The sequence below is a fragment of the Sinorhizobium saheli genome, from assembly GCF_001651875.1.
Lineage (GTDB): Bacteria > Pseudomonadota > Alphaproteobacteria > Rhizobiales > Rhizobiaceae > Sinorhizobium > Sinorhizobium saheli.
The window spans coordinates 217,949-233,456 of sequence record NZ_LNQB01000102.1; the positions used below are offsets into that span (position 1 = coordinate 217,949).

A 15,508-nucleotide genomic window follows, 5' to 3' on the forward strand; every position below is an offset into this window, starting at 1 on the left:
CCGCGGCGCCGGGCACCAAAAGTCCCCTCTCCCCGCGTGCGGGGAGAGGGTTAGTCCTCGGGTCAAACCCGAGGAGAGGGGCAAGCCACATCCGGGAAGCCTGCGGATCGCCAGGGAGATCGGTCCGGAAATGGCGAGAGCGAAACGACGAGGGAGAACGATGAATTTCGCACTGTCTGAAGAACAGCAGATGATCGTCGATACGGTCCGCGGCTTCGTTGAGACCGAGATCTATCCGCACGAGAACGAAGTCGAGCGCACCGGCGTCGTGCCGCGCGAGCTCGGCCAGGAAATCGCCCGCAAGTGCAAGGAGCTCGGGTTCTTCGCCTGCAATTTTCCCGAGGAGGTCGGCGGCGCCGGGCTCGATCATCTGACCTTCACCCTCGTTGAGCGCGAGCTCGGCCGCGGCTCGATGGGGCTCACCGTCTTCTTCGGCCGCCCCTCGGGCATCCTGATGGCCTGCAACGACGAACAGCGCGAGCGCTATCTGCTGCCGGCCGTGCGCGGCGACAAGTTCGACGCGCTTGCGATGACCGAGCCGGACGCCGGCTCGGACGTGCGCGGCATGAAGTGCTTCGCGAAACAGGACGGCGACGACTGGGTCGTCAACGGCACGAAGCACTTCATCAGCCATGCCGATATCGCCGATTTCGTCATCGTCTTCATCGCCACCGGCGAGGAAGAGACGCCGCGCGGGCCGAAGAAGAAGATCACCTGCTTCCTGGTCGACCGCGGCACGCCCGGTTTCGAAATCCGTGACGGGTACAATTCCGTATCGCATCGCGGCTACAAGAACTGCATCCTCACCTTCGACGACTGTCGCCTGCCCTCCTCTCAAGTGCTCGGCGAGGTTCACAAGGGTTTCGACCTCGCCAATGACTGGCTTTATGCGACCCGCCTGACCGTTGCCGCCACCTCGGTCGGCCGCGCCCGCCGCGCCTTCGACTATGCGCTCTCCTACGCCGCCGAGCGCAAACAGTTCGGCAAGCCGATCGGCGCCAACCAGGGCGTCTCCTTCAAGCTCGCCGACATGATCACCGACATCGATGCAGCCGACCTCCTGACGCTGTCGGCCGCCTGGCGGCTCGACCAGGGCCTGCCGTCGAACCGCGAGATCGCCTCTGCCAAGCTCTTTGCCACCGAAATGCTCGCCCGGGTCACCGACGAGGCGATCCAGATTTTTGGCGGCATGGGACTGATGGACGACCTGCCGCTCGCCCGCTTCTGGCGCGACGCCCGCGTCGAGCGCATCTGGGACGGCACCTCGGAGATCCAGCGGCACATCATCAGCCGCGATCTTTTGCGGCCGCTGGGGGCGTAGGCGATGGCGGTTTTCTTTTGCGCTGATAGAGCCCCTCCCCAACCCCTCCCCACAAGGGGGAGGGACTTGCAAGCGGCACCGTCTCACCCCACCCGACATCACCACAAGCGGTCAGGGGTCGGGCAACACAAGGAGCGTGCCGCAAGGAAGCCTCTCCCCCTTGTGGGGAGGGGTTGGGGAGGGGTCTTTTGTGGAAGTGGGGGGCAGGCATGACCCGTCCTCCCCGCCCCCTCGACCGCCTCATCCGCCCGCACTCGATCGCCGTCTTCGGCGGCAAGGAAGCCCGCCGTGTCATCGAGCAATGCGACAAGATGGGCTTTGCGGGCCATATCTGGCCGGTGCACCCGCGCGAGGAGGAAATCCTCGGCCGCCGCTGCTTCCGCTCCGTCGCCGATCTGCCGGAGGTGCCCGACGCCGCCTTCGTCGGCGTCAACCGGGCGCTGACGGTCGAGATCATCCGGGAGCTCGCAGCCCGCGGCGCCGGCGGTGCGGTCTGCTACGCCTCCGGCTTCCGCGAGGCGGCAAGCGAGCTTGCCGACGGCAACGACCTGCAGGAGGCACTCGTTGCGGCAGCCGGCGACATGCCGATCGTCGGGCCGAACTGCTACGGCTTCATCAACATGCTGGACGGCGCGCTTCTGTGGCCGGATCAGCACGGCATGCTCCGCGTCGAGCGCGGCGTCGCGATCCTGACGCAATCCTCCAACATCGCCTGCAACATCTCCATGCAGAAGCGCGGGCTGCCGCTCGCCTATCTCATGACCGCCGGCAACCAGGCCCAGACCGGTCTTTCCGACATCGCCTGCGCCGCGCTCGAAGACCCGCGTGTCACGGCGGTCGGCCTGCATATCGAGGGCTTCGACAGCATCGAGGCCCTGGAGCGGCTGGCGACGCGCGCCCGCGTTTTGCGCAAGCCTGTCGTCACGCTGAAGGTCGGCAGGTCGGAGGCAGCCCGGCTTGCGACCGTTTCCCACACGGCGTCCCTCGCCGGCAACGACCGCGTCTCCTCGGCCCTCCTCGCCCGCCTCGGCATCGGTCGCGTCGACACGCTGCCGGAGCTTCTCGAGACCCTGAAGCTCCTGCACCTGCATGGCCCCCTCGCCAATGCCGACATTTCCTCGATGAGCTGTTCGGGCGGCGAGGCCTCGCTGATGGCGGATGCCGGCGTCCGGCGCAGGGTCAACTTCCGCCCGCTCAAGGAGGAGCAGCGCCTGCCGCTCAGGGAAAGCCTCGGCGAGATGGTGACGATCGCCAACCCGCTCGACTACCACACCTTCGTCTGGGGCAATCGCGACAAGCAGACGACCGCCTTCGCCGCCATGATGCGGGGCGGCTATGCGCTGAACCTGATCGTGCTGGATTTCCCCCGCCTCGACCGCTGCGACGCCGCCGACTGGGTGACGACCTGCGATGCGGTCATCGATGCGGCAAGGGCGACCGGCGCCAGCGCCGGCATCGTCGCGAGCCTCGGCGAAAACATGCCGGAGGAAACCGCCCTCTCCCTGATGAAGGCTGGCGTCGTTCCCTTCTTCGGCATCGACGAAGCGCTTGCCGCCGCCGAAACCGCGGCCGCGATCGGCTCGGCCTGGGCACGGCCGGTCCCGCCGCCCCTCCTCCGCACGCGACCGGAAGAGTCAGAGGTGGTGACGCTGACGGAGGCGGAGGCCAAGGCGGAACTCGCCCGGGCCGGGATAGTCGTCCCGGAGGGCCGGACCGCCACGACCGCAGAAGCGGCCGCGGATGCCGCCGAAGTGCTCGACTTTCCCGTGGTGCTCAAGGGCCTCGGCGTCGCCCATAAGACGGAAGCGGGCGCGGTCAAGCTCGGCCTTGGAAGCCGTGAAGACGTGCGCGCAGCCGCAGAGGCGATGGCGTCCGTCGCCCGCGGCTATCTTGTCGAGAGGATGATCCCGCAGCCCGTTGCGGAACTCATCGTCGGCGCCAGGCGCGATCCTGTCGCCGGCCCGGTGCTGACGATCGGCGCGGGCGGAGTTCTCGTCGAATTGCTCGACGATGCAGCAATCCTGACGTTGCCCGCGACCGAAGAGGCAATTCGCGAGGCGATCGCCGGCCTCAAGGCCGGCAGGCTGCTGGACGGGTACCGCGGCCGCCCGAAGGGCGATGTGGCCGCGCTCGCGGACATTGTCGCTGCCGCGGCATCCTATGTCGTTGCAAACGCTTCCAAACTCGAAGAACTCGATATCAATCCTATAATGGTGTTGCCGGAAGGCCATGGAGCCGTTGCCGCCGATGCCTTGATCCGCCGGAGGAAATGACGCCTATGACCGGACCGATCCGCACACATCGCGAAGGCGGCATTCTCGAGGTCACGATCGACCGGCCGAAGGCCAACGCCATCGACCTGAAGACCAGCCGGCTAATGGGCGAAATCTTCCGTGATTTCCGCGACGACCCGGAGCTTCGGGTTGCGATCGTCACCGGTGCCGGCGAGAAATTCTTTTGCCCCGGCTGGGACCTCAAGGCGGCGGCGGAGGGCGATCCCGTCGATGGCGACTATGGCGTCGGCGGCTTCGGCGGCATGCAGGAGCTGCGCGACCTCAACAAGCCGATCATAGCCGCCGTCAACGGCATCTGCTGCGGCGGCGGGCTGGAAATCGCGCTCTCGGCCGACCTCATCCTCGCCGCCGAGCATGCGACCTTCGCGCTTCCGGAGATCCGCTCGGGCACGCTCGCCGATGCCGCCTCGATCAAGCTGCCGAAGCGCATCCCCTACCACATCGCCATGGATATGCTGCTGACGGGTCGCTGGCTCGACGCGGTCGAGGCCAACCGCTGGGGTTTCGTCAACGAGATCCTGCCGGCCGAACGGCTGATGGAGCGCGCATGGGAACGCGCCCGCCTGCTCGAAAGCGGACCGCCGCTCGTCTACGCCGCCATCAAGGAAGTGGTGCGTGAGGCCGAGAGCCGTGATTTCCAGACGACGATGAACAGGGTGACCCGTCGGCAGTTCAGGACTGTCGACACGCTTTATTCGAGCGAGGACCAGCTGGAGGGCGCGCGAGCCTTCGCTGAAAAGCGCGAGCCCGTCTGGAAGGGACGGTGAGATGGGGGCCGCTCCACGGCCCCGCGGAAAGGTCTTTGAGCCGGGTGGAACCGGCATCCGAGCGTGGTGCGCGGCGGCCGTCGGCGCGCGCGTCGAGGTCGGACATCCATAGGCTATGCTTATGAAAAAGATCGTTATTTAGGGCGTTACAAGCCGGGTCCAAACGGCTAGCCTTATGGATCAGGATGGCGGCGGACGCCGAAGAAGGAGGAGGTCAAGACGGCAGGATTAATCGGGGCAGCAGCCCGAAGTCAGGGCCATCGCGCGCGGTGGCGGTACGCGAACACTCTACCAATCACAATGAACGGCGAATGCCGATTAACGAAGGGAACAGGGGAATGAGCGATTACAAGGACTATCTGACACGGCAGGTCATGCTGGGCAAAATGAACCGGCGGGAGTTTCTCGGGCGCGCGGCCGCCTTCGGCATTGCCGCATCGGCCGCGAACACGCTGTTTGCGGCAAGCGCCGCGGCGCAGGAGCCGAAGCGCGGCGGGCACCTGAAGCTCGGCCTCGAAGGCGCGGCCGCAACCGATTCGCGCGATCCGGCAAAGGCCCTCTCGCAATTCCTGTTCGTCGTCGTTCGGACCTGGGGCGATCTCCTCGTGGAGAGCCATCCGACGACCGGCGCGCCCGTGCCGGCGCTTGCCGAATCCTGGGAGCCTTCAACCGACGCGGCCACCTGGACCTTCACGATCCGCAAGGGCGTCAAGTTCCATGACGGCAAGGAACTGACCGTCGAGGACGTCGTCAAGACGCTGCAACGTCACACCGACGACAAGTCGGAGTCGGGCGCCCTCGGCGTCATGAAATCCATCAAGGAAATCAAGGCCGATGGCGGCAAGCTCGTGCTGACCTTGACGGAAGGCAATGCCGACCTGCCGCTGCTGCTTTCGGACTACCACCTCGTCATCCAGCCGAACGGCGGCATGGACAACCCGGACGCCATGATCGGCACCGGCCCCTACAAGGTCGCGAGCTTCGAACCGGGCGTGCGCGCCACTTTCGAGAGGAACCCGGACGATTGGCGCACGGATCGAGGTTATGTGGATTCGATCGAACTGATCGCCATGAACGACGCGACGGCGCGCATCGCGGCGCTTTCCTCCGGCCAGGTGCACTTCATCAACCGTGTCGACCCCAAGACGGTGAACCTGTTGAAGCGCGCGCCGACCGTGGAAATCCTCAACACCTCCGGCCGCGGTCACTACGTCTTCATCATGCATTGCAACACCGCGCCGTTCGACAACAACGATCTGAGGATGGCGCTGAAACTGGCGATGGATCGCGAGACCATGGTCCAGCGCATCCTCGGCGGCTACGGCAAGGTCGGCAATGATTTCCCGATCAACGACACCTACGCCCTCTTCCCGGAGGGCATCGAGCAGCGCGTCTATGATCCGGACAAGGCCGCCTTCCACTACAAGAAGTCCGGACACAGCGGACCGGTACTGTTGCGCACCTCCGACGTCGCCTTCCCGGGCGCGGTTGATGCAGCCGTTCTCTACCAGGAGAGCGCCAAGAAGGCCGGCATCGAGATCGAGGTCAAGCGCGAGCCGGGCGACGGCTACTGGACCAATGTCTGGAACGTCCAGCCGTTCTGCACCTCCTACTGGGGCGGCCGTCCGACGCAGGACCAGATGTACTCGACGGCCTATCTGTCGAACGCCGACTGGAACGACACCCGCTTCCAGCGTGAGGACTTCGACAAGCTCCTGCTCGAGGCCCGCTCCGAGCTCGACGAGGCCAAGCGCAAGGACATGTACCGTACCCTGGCGACGATGGTGCGCGACGAAGGCGGGCTGATCCTGCCGATGTTCAACGATTTCGTGAACGCTTCCACCAAGCAGGTGAAGGGCTATGTCCACGACATCGGCAACGACATGTCGAACGGCTATGTCGCAACCCGGGTGTGGCTGGACGCATGACGATGGAAAGCGGACCGATCACTGGTCCGGTTCTGACGGATGCGGCCGCGGGGGAGACGCCCCTGCGGCCCGCCGATCTTTCCGGAGTACCAGCAAAACCCAACCCCGCCGTCGCCACGGGCGAGATCGGCGGCACGTTCTGGCGGCGTTTCATCTTCCGCCGCCCTCTCGCGGCGCTGATCCTGCAGCGCCTCGGCTTGAGCGTCGGCCTGCTTTTCGCGGTGTCGCTGATGATCTTCGGCGGCATCGAAGCGCTGCCCGGCGATTTCGCCACCACCTATCTCGGCCAGTCGGCGACGCCTCAGGCGGTCGAGAACATCCGCCGGGATCTCGGCCTCGACCGGCCATGGAGCGAACGCTATCTCGACTGGCTCGGCGGAGCCGTGCAGGGTGACTTCGGCACCTCCTGGGCAAGCAAGAACTCGGTCAGCGAGCAGATCGGCAACCGGCTCGGCAATTCGCTGTTCCTCGCCTTCTTCGCCGCGCTCATCTCGGTGCCGCTTGCCGTCGGTCTCGGCATGCTCGCGGTCCAGTTTCGCAACCGCATGCCGGACAAGATCATCAACGTGATTTCGCTGGCGGCGATCTCGCTGCCGGAATTCTTCATCGGCTACCTGTTGATCATGTTCTTCGCCGTCAAATGGGGCGTCGCCACCTTCCCGGCGACGGTCTACGACAGCATGAGCTTCGCCGAGCGCCTGTCGGCAATCGCCCTTCCCGTCGCCACCCTCGTGCTGGTCGTTCTCGCCCACATGATGCGCATGACGCGGGCGGCGATCCTCAACGTCATGTCCTCCGCTTACGTCGAGACCGCCGAACTCAAGGGCCTAGGCACCTTCCGCATCATCGCCCGCCATGCGGCTCCCAACGCCGTGGCGCCGGTGATCAACGTCATCGCACTCAACCTCGCCTATCTCGTCGTCGGCGTCGTCGTCGTGGAAGTCGTCTTCGTCTATCCCGGCATGGGGCAATATATGGTGGATGCGGTGACCGTGCGCGACATGCCCGTCGTGCAGGCCTGCGGCCTGATCTTCGCGGCCTTCTACATCTTTCTCAACATGGCGGCCGACATTCTCGCCATTCTCGCCAACCCGAGACTGAGGCACCCGCGATGAATCTTCGATCTATCCCCCTCAGCGCCTGGGTCGGCATCATCGGCATTGCAATCGCCGCCCTCTGCGCCATCTTCGCCCCGGTCATCGCTCCCTTCGGCGAGCGGGACGTCGTCGGCGAAATCTGGGCGCCGGCCGGCGGCGACTTCCTGCTCGGCACCGACAATCTCGGGCGCGACCTGCTCTCGCGCCTGATCTACGGTGCCCGCACGACGATCTTCGTCGCGCTGGCGGCAACCCTGATCTCCTTCGCGCTCGGCATGATCCTGAGCTTCACCGCAGCCGTGACCGGCGGCTTCGTCGACCAGCTCTTCTCGCGCTTCAACGACCTGATGATGGCCGTTCCGACGCTGATTTTCGCGCTGGTCGTTCTCGCCGTGCTGCCGCAGCATCTGTGGATCCTGATCCTCGTCATGGCGGTGCTCGACTCCACCCGCGTCTTCCGCATCGGCCGCGCCGTCGCGCTCGACGTGGCGGTGATGGAATTCGTCGAGGCGGCGCGGCTGCGTGGCGAAGGCTCGCTGTGGATCATCTTCCGGGAGATCCTGCCGAACACGCTGTCGCCGCTGCTTGCCGAATTCGGCCTGCGCTTCGCCTTCTCGATCCTGTTCCTCTCCACCCTTTCCTTCCTCGGCCTCGGCATCCAGCCGCCGGCCGCTGACTGGGGCGGCATGGTCAAGGACAACAAGGACGGCATCATCTTCGGCATCTCCGCCGCGCTCGTTCCGGGCGCGGCGATCGCCGCCCTCGCCATCTGCGTCAATCTCGTCGTCGACTGGCTGATGAAGCGCACTTCGAGCCTGAAGGGAGGACGCGGCGATGCCTGAGCTGCTATCCGTCAAGAACCTGAAGATTGAGGCGACGAGCTATCCGCCGGGTGAGCCGCCGAAGGTGGTGACACTGGTCGAGGGCGTCTCGTTCGATCTCGAGAAGGGCAAGGTCCTCGGCCTCATCGGCGAGTCCGGCGCCGGCAAGTCGACGATCGGCCTTTCGGCGCTCGCTTATGGCCGCGGCGGATGCCGCATCACCGGCGGCGAGGTGCTGCTCAATGGCAAGGACATCCTGAAGCTCGACCGTTCCGGCATCAATGCCGTCCGCGGCTGCCATGTCTGCTATGTCGCCCAATCGGCTGCGGCCGCCTTCAACCCCGCCCACAAGCTCGGCGACCAGGTGATCGAGGCTTCGCTCCGTCACGGGCTCATGACGCGCGAGGAAGCGAGGAAGCGGGCGCTCTACCTCTTCCGGGTCCTCGGCCTTCCCGATCCGGAAACCTTCGGCGATCGCTATCCGCACCAGGTTTCGGGCGGGCAGTTGCAGCGCGCCATGACCGCCATGGCGCTCTGCCCCAATCCCGAACTGATCGTCTTCGACGAGCCGACGACAGCCCTCGACGTGACGACGCAGATCGACGTTCTGGCGGCGATCAAGCACGCGATCGAGGAGACGCATACGGCGGCGCTCTATATCACCCACGACCTCGCCGTGGTCGCCCAGATCTCCGACGACATCATGGTGCTCCGCCACGGCAAGACCGTGGAATACGGCACGACCAAGCAGGTGATCGAGGCGCCGAAGGAGGACTATACCCGCGCGCTCGTCAGCGTCCGCCAGACCAGGCGCGACGAAGCCGCGGACCAGTCCGGCACGCTCCTCGAGATCGAGCACGTCCATGCCGCCTACGGCAACGGCTTCAAGGTCCTGCACGACGTCTCGATGCACCTGCCGAAGGGCCAGACGCTGGCGATCGTCGGCGAATCCGGCTCCGGCAAGTCGACCCTTGCGCGCGTCATCACCGGCCTCCTGCCGCCGACGGAAGGCCGGATCACCTTCGACGGCACGGAACTGCCGAAGGCGCTCAAGGGGCGGACGCACGAGCACCTGCGTCGCATCCAGATGATCTACCAGATGGCGGATACGGCGATGAACCCGCGCCAGACGGTCAGGAACATCGTCGGCCGGCCCCTTTCCTTCTATTTCGGCATGCATGGCGCTCAGAAGACCGAGCGCGTCAAGGAGCTGCTCGACCAGATCGAAATGGGGTCGCGCTTCCTCGACCGCTACCCGGCCGAGCTTTCCGGCGGACAGAAGCAGCGCGTGGCGATCGCCCGGGCGCTTGCCGCGAAGCCCGAGCTCATCCTCTGCGACGAGCCGACCTCCGCCCTCGATCCGCTGGTCGCCGAAGGCATCCTGAATCTGCTTCTGAAGCTTCAGGAGGAAACCGCTGTTTCCTATGTCTTTATCACGCACGACATCGCCATCGTCAGGGCGATCGCCGACTCGGTCGCGGTGATGCATCGCGGGCGGCTCGTGCGCTTCGGCCCGAAATCGAAGGTGCTCTCGCCGCCCTTCGACGACTACACCGACCTTTTGTTGAAGTCGGTGCCGGAAATGGAGATCGGCTGGCTCGAAAAGGTGCTGAAGACCCGCCGGATGGCAAGCGCCGGAAACTGAGATCGCGGGGCCCGATGAAAATCGGGCCTCCTTCCGCTTCAACCCGCTACAATCAATCTGCCGGCGAAGAAGAATTCGCGAGGGAGGCGAGATGGTCGACCGCAGCTTCACCGTCATCGAAAACGAATGGATCCCGCTCAAGGACGGGACCCGGCTTGCCGCGCGCATCTGGATGCCGGAAGGAACCGAGCAGAGCCCCGTACCGGCCGTGCTCGAATACCTGCCCTACCGCAAGCGCGACGGGACCTCTGCCCGGGACGAATCCACCTACCCCGTCTTCGCGGCGGCCGGCATCGCCGGCGTGCGCGTCGACATCCGCGGCTCCGGCGAATCGGAAGGCGTGATCGACGGCGAATATACGCCGCGCGAACTTTCCGACGGCTGCGAGATCATCGAATGGATCGCCGCACAGCCGTGGTCGAACGGCAAGGTCGGCATGATGGGCATCTCCTGGGGCGGCTTCAACTGCCTGCAGGTGGCTGCGCTGAAACCGCCGGCGCTGAAGGCGGTCATCTCCATCGCCTCGACCGTCGACCGCTATAATGACGACATCCATTACAAGAACGGCTGCCATCTCTCGGCGCAGCTTTCCTGGGCTGCCACCATGCTCGCCTACCAGTCGCGCTCGCCCGATCCGGAGCTCGTCGGCGAAGGCTGGAGGGAGATGTGGCTGGAACGGCTCGAGAACGAACCGTTCTTCCTGGAGGAATGGCTGGAACATCAGCGCCGCGACGATTTCTGGCGCCACGGTTCGATTTGCGAGGACTTCGACGGCTTCCCTGTCCCTGCCCTCGTTATTGCCGGCTGGGCCGACGGCTACCGCAATACGCCGATCAAGGCCGTCGAGGGCCTGGGCAGCAGGGCCAAGGCACTGATCGGGCCCTGGGTCCACAAGTATCCGCATTTCGCCTGGCCGAAACCGCGGGCGGACTTCCACAGCGAAGCGATCCGCTGGTGGAACCGGTGGCTGCGCGACGAGCTGAACGATGCCGAGAAGCTGCCGCAGATGCGCGCCTATATCCTCGACGGGCCGAGGCCGGCGCTCCGGCGCGAAGCAGACCCGGGCCGCTGGGTCGCCAAGGACGCCTGGACCCCGCCCGCAATGCAGACCCTCGCCGTTGCGGGCGACGGCAGCCTTATTGCAGCGGGCTCCGCCGCGAAGGGGATCGGTGACGTCTATCTCCGCTCGCCGCTCGACACCGGCACCGCCGCCGGCGAATATTTCACGCTGAAGCCGGACGCCGAAATGGCCGGCGACCAGCGCATCGATGACGCCGGCTCCCTCGTCTTCCAAACGCATCCCCTGCTCGAAGCAGAGGACTATCTCGGCCAGCCGGTTCTGACCCTCGATGTCGCCTGCGGTGCCGAGACCGCCAACCTCGTCGCGCGCCTCGTCGATGTCCACCCGGACGGCACGGCGACCCGCGTCGCCTTCGGCGTCCTCAACCTCGCGCACCGCAACGGCAATGCCAAGCCGGCACCGATGCAGAAGAACCACAAGACGCGCGTCACCCTGGTGCTCGACGCCTGCGGCTATCGCTTCCGCGCCGGCCACCGCATCCGCCTGTCGCTGTCGACATCCTACTGGCCGATGATCCTGCCGCCGCCGAACGATCCCGGCCTCACGATCGACACCGCCACGCTGTTCCTGTCGCTGCCGCTTCTCGGCGACCACCGCGAAATCGTCGTGCCGCGGCCGGCCAATCCGGATCCGCTGCCCAGCTACATAGAGCATTCGCCGGCGAAAACGCGCCGCAGCGTCGAGCGCGACATGACGAAGGGCGTGACGCATTACCGGATCTACGAGGACACCGGCCTCGTCGAGCACCCCGAAACCGGCAACGCGACGCAGGACATCCGTGATGAAACCTGGTCGATCAAGCCCGATGATCCGCATTCGATGACGGGCGTTTCGACCTGGACCTGCATCGCCAGACGCGGCGAGCAGTCCCTCCGGACGATCGCAACCTCCCGCCTTAGCTGCACGGAAACGGAATGGATCACCGCGGCCAAGGTCGAGGCCTTCGAGGGTGAGGAGAAGATTTTCGAGAAGATTTTCGAGAAGCGGATCGGGCGGGACTTCATGTGAATTGGGTGAGCCGGCGCCCCTGATCCCGCTGCCGCTCGTTCACGGTCGCCTTTCAAGCCGTTCCCGCCAACCTTGCCACCCCCTGCACCAGATGGCGAAATCCGTCTCGCGCGCCCGGGCTCATGTGCCGCGCCCGGAGCCAGGCATGGATCATCTGCGGTTCCTCGCGGTAGGTGACGTCGACGCCCGCTTGCGCGAGCCGGGCGGCATAGGTTCGCGCATCGTCGCGCAAGGGATCGAAATGCGCGGCCGAAATATAGGCCGGCGGCAGCCCGGAGAGATCGCCTGCCTTCAGCGGATGAGCAAAGACGTCTGCCGCCGGCGCCTTCAGCACCTCCCGATAGTAGGCGACGTCCGCCGTCGATAACCCCGGTGCTTCGGCCATCTCGGCATAGGAACCGCCAGCGAGCTCGCCGCCGAGCGCAGGATAGACCAGCGCCTGGCCGACGATGCCGGAACGCCCCTCCTCCTTGGCCCTGAGCACGATGCCGGCGGCGAGATTACCGCCGGCACTGTCGCCCACGACGACGAGCGGGCGTCCGCCGGCAAGGAGACTTTCGAGCACCGCATAACTATCCTCGAAGGCGGCTGGCCAGGCATGCTCCGGTGCCAGCCGATAGTCGACCGCGACCAGTTCGGCGCGCGCACCATGCGCGAGTTCGGCACAGATGGCATCATGGCTTTCCAGCGACCCGAAGACGAATCCGCCGCCATGAATGTAGAAAATCCGGGTCTCGGTCGCGATGTCCGCTGGCCGATAGTGCCGGATTGGTATGCGTCCGGCCACGACCTCGTCGCGCCGCTTCAGCCCCTCCGGCGACGGCGCGTCGAATTCGGCGCAAAGGGCATCGTACCATTGCCGCTGTTGCTTGACCGAAGCGTTCACGGCGTCGGCCGGATAAAAAGCCTCACAACGCGCGTGAAAGGCGAGAATGCCGGGCTCCGTCGGCATCGGTTTTGATCGTCTCGAATCCATCCTGTGCTCCCTACAGCGCCGCGCGCCTTATCAGGCGCGCAAAGGTCGCTGTAGCGCTTTGAATTGCTGCATGTCTTTTTCCTTAAATCGAGGTCGAATTAAGGAGACATGCAGTAGAGCACCTTAGCACCGCCGGGCCACCGCGCATGCTGAAATGCGCCAAGTCATAGCGCTTCACGCCTCTGACTTGCCATCCCCTCGTCGCCCGGTGTTAATTCGCTCATGGCCTTCACACTCCGCCAATTGCAGTATTTCGTCGCTGTCGCCGAGCAGGGCTCGGTCACCCGCGCGGCGCAGAACCTGTCGATCTCGCAATCCTCGATCACCGAGGCGATCAAGGAGCTCGAAACCGATCTTGGCGTCGAGCTCTTCGACCGGCATCCGCGCGGCCTTTCGATCACCCACAACGGTCACCAGTTCCTGCGCCACGCGACGAAGATCCTCGCCGATGTCTCCGATGCCCGGCGCAGCTTCTCCGACAGCCGCGAGGAGCGCGGCGGCAAGCTCAATCTCGGCGTCACCTCGCTCGTCGCCGGCTATGTGCTCTCCGACCTCCTTGCCCGCTACCGCCGCGCCTGCCCCGGCGTCGAGGTGAGCGCCATCGAGGACAACGGCTCCTATCTCGAGCACCTGCTGGTCGGCGGTGAGCTCGATGTCGCCGTGATGGTCATCTCCAACCTGCGTGATCGCATGGCGCTGCAGGCGGAAATTCTCGAAACCTCGCCCTACCGCCTGTGGTTGCCGATCGGCCATCCGCTCGTTGCCGCCGACATCATCTCGGTGGAGGATATCGCCAGGGAGCCGCTGATCATGCTGACGGTGGACGAGATCGAGGAGAACACCGGCAAGCTGCTGACGGCGTTGGGCGCCCGGCCGCATGTCGCCTTCCGCACCCGCTCGGTCGAGGCGGTCCGGAGCCTGGTCGCGACCGGGGCCGGAATCGCCCTTTTGCCCGATCTCGTCTATCGCCCCTGGTCGCTCGAAGGCGACCGCATCGAGAGCCGCGACGTCTCCGGCGCGCTGCCGGTCGTGCAGGTCGGCATGGTCTGGCGGAAAGGCTCGAGCCTGCCGCAATCGGCGCGCGACTTCGTCGGCATCGCCGAGGCGCTGCGCAGCGCCCGCCCCCGCTGAGTCGGCAGGCATGTATCGGAAAAATCGATAGCGGCATTCTGATTAATGAATTTGCGAATGCGGTGAAATAGAGGCACGCTTCATCTCAGGGAACGAGCCCGCGAACGCGGCATAACCTGGGGAGATTTCCATGAAGCAGATGTTGAGATCCTGCACGGCGCTTACCCTTTCACTTGGCCTCTTCGCCCCGGCACTCGCGCAGGAGCCGCTGAAGGAACTCGGCAAGGGCGAAGGCGAGCTCTCGATCGTCACCTGGCCCGGCTATATCGAGCGCGGCGAAACCGACAAGAATTACGACTGGGTCACCGACTTCGAGAAGAAAACGGGCTGCAAGATCAGCGTCAAGACCGCCGCCACCTCCGATGAAATGGTCGCGCTGATGAACGAAGGCGGCTTCGACCTCGTCACCGCCTCCGGCGACGCCTCGCTCCGCCTCGTCGCGGGAAAGCGTGTCCAGCCGATCAACACCGACCTCATCCCGAGCTGGAAGACGATCGACGAGCGCATGCAGAATGCGCCCTGGCACACGGTCGACGGCGTCCATTACGGCACCCCCTACGTCTGGGGGCCGAACGTCCTGATGTACAATACGGAGGCCTTCAAGAACGAGCCGCCGACGAGCTGGAAGGTCGTCTTCGAGGAGATGACGCTGCCCGACGGCAAGTCCAACAAAGGGCGCGTCCAGGCCTATGACGGCCCGATCCATGTCGCCGACGCCGCCAACTACCTCATGGCACACAAGCCCGACCTCGGCATCAAGGATCCCTACGAGCTCAACGAGGACCAGTACAAGGCCGCCCTCGACCTTCTGCGCGTACAGCGCACGCTTGTCGGCCGGTACTGGCACGATGCGATGATCCAGATCGACGACTTCAAGAACGAAGGCGTCGTCGCCTCCGGCTCCTGGCCCTTCCAGGTCAATCTGATGCGATCCGAGAAGCAGCCGATCTCCTCCATCATTCCGGAGGAAGGCGTGACGGGCTGGGCCGATACGACAATGCTGCATGCCGACAGCGAGCATCCGAACTGCGCGTATATGTGGATGGAGCACACGCTGTCGCCGAAGGTCCAGGGCGACGTCTCCGCCTGGTTCGGCGCCAACCCCTCCGTCGGCGCCGCCTGCAAGGGCAACGAGCTCCTGACCGACGAGGGCTGCGCAACCAACGGCTACAACGACTTCGAAAAGGTCAAGTTCTGGAAGACGCCGGTGACGAAATGCAGCCAGGGTGAATGCGTGCCCTATCACCGCTGGGTGTCCGATTATATCGGCGTGATCGGCGGAAGGTAACCCGGCCAGCGCATCGCAAGCATCGCCCTCCCCTAACCCTCTCCCGCTCGCGGGGAGAGGGAACGCCTGCGGCAAAGCCCTTGCGTGATCTTGGGCGAGGCGCCGGCTGCGTGTCCCTTCTCCCCGCGTGCGCGGAGAAGGTTGCTGCAGG

Annotated in this window: 11 protein-coding genes; 10 read left to right on the forward strand and 1 reads right to left on the reverse strand. The window is 65.3% G+C overall.

Going from position 1 to position 15,508, the window contains the following annotated elements:
* The first annotated feature begins 160 nt into the window (after positions 1 to 160).
* From ATB98_RS27315 to ATB98_RS27350, 8 genes are all read left to right on the forward strand, one after another.
* Positions 161 to 1,321 carry an acyl-CoA dehydrogenase family protein gene (locus ATB98_RS27315; RefSeq protein ID WP_066879707.1) on the forward strand — a complete coding sequence of 387 codons (1,161 nt, stop codon included), beginning with the start codon at positions 161 to 163 and terminating at the stop codon, positions 1,319 to 1,321.
* Between the two features lie 209 nt (positions 1,322 to 1,530).
* A complete protein-coding gene (locus ATB98_RS27320) occupies positions 1,531 to 3,594 on the forward strand; it encodes an acetate--CoA ligase family protein (RefSeq protein ID WP_066879710.1) in 2,064 nt (687 codons plus the stop codon).
* A 5-nt stretch (positions 3,595 to 3,599) separates the two neighbouring features.
* Positions 3,600 to 4,382: a carnitinyl-CoA dehydratase gene (locus ATB98_RS27325; protein ID WP_066879713.1), complete on the forward strand. Its 783-nt coding sequence runs from the start codon at positions 3,600 to 3,602 to the stop codon at positions 4,380 to 4,382.
* 338 nt (positions 4,383 to 4,720) lie between these two features.
* Positions 4,721 to 6,310 carry an ABC transporter substrate-binding protein gene (locus tag ATB98_RS27330; RefSeq protein ID WP_066879716.1) on the forward strand — a complete coding sequence of 530 codons (1,590 nt, stop codon included), beginning with the start codon at positions 4,721 to 4,723 and terminating at the stop codon, positions 6,308 to 6,310.
* The gene (locus ATB98_RS27335; RefSeq protein WP_066879719.1) at positions 6,307 to 7,425 is read left to right on the forward strand and encodes an ABC transporter permease; all 1,119 of its coding nucleotides are present in this window, start codon (positions 6,307 to 6,309) and stop codon (positions 7,423 to 7,425) included. The genes ATB98_RS27330 and ATB98_RS27335 overlap by 4 nt, the downstream gene beginning before the upstream one ends.
* Positions 7,422 to 8,249 (forward strand): ABC transporter permease, encoded by an 828-nt coding sequence (locus ATB98_RS27340; protein ID WP_066879722.1) that lies wholly within the window; start codon positions 7,422 to 7,424, stop codon positions 8,247 to 8,249. The genes ATB98_RS27335 and ATB98_RS27340 overlap by 4 nt, the downstream gene beginning before the upstream one ends.
* A complete protein-coding gene (locus ATB98_RS27345; RefSeq protein ID WP_066879726.1) occupies positions 8,242 to 9,873 on the forward strand; it encodes an ABC transporter ATP-binding protein in 1,632 nt (543 codons plus the stop codon). The genes ATB98_RS27340 and ATB98_RS27345 overlap by 8 nt, the downstream gene beginning before the upstream one ends.
* A 91-nt stretch (positions 9,874 to 9,964) precedes the next feature.
* On the forward strand, positions 9,965 to 11,962 hold the full coding sequence (locus ATB98_RS27350; protein ID WP_066879729.1) for a CocE/NonD family hydrolase: 1,998 nt from the start codon (positions 9,965 to 9,967) through the stop codon (positions 11,960 to 11,962).
* Between the two features lie 52 nt (positions 11,963 to 12,014).
* On the opposite strand, the gene ATB98_RS27355 is transcribed toward ATB98_RS27350, so the two are convergent.
* A complete protein-coding gene (locus ATB98_RS27355) occupies positions 12,015 to 12,938 on the reverse strand; it encodes an alpha/beta hydrolase (RefSeq protein WP_066879732.1) in 924 nt (307 codons plus the stop codon).
* Between the two features lie 222 nt (positions 12,939 to 13,160).
* Here ATB98_RS27355 and ATB98_RS27360 point away from each other — a divergent pair, with 222 nt between their 5' ends.
* Positions 13,161 to 14,069, forward strand: coding sequence for a LysR family transcriptional regulator (locus ATB98_RS27360; RefSeq protein WP_066879735.1), 909 nt, complete (start codon positions 13,161 to 13,163; stop codon positions 14,067 to 14,069).
* A 130-nt stretch (positions 14,070 to 14,199) separates the two neighbouring features.
* Complete coding sequence (locus tag ATB98_RS27365; RefSeq protein WP_066879737.1) at positions 14,200 to 15,357, forward strand: ABC transporter substrate-binding protein; 1,158 nt, start codon at positions 14,200 to 14,202, stop codon at positions 15,355 to 15,357.
* Positions 15,358 to 15,508 lie beyond the last annotated feature (151 nt).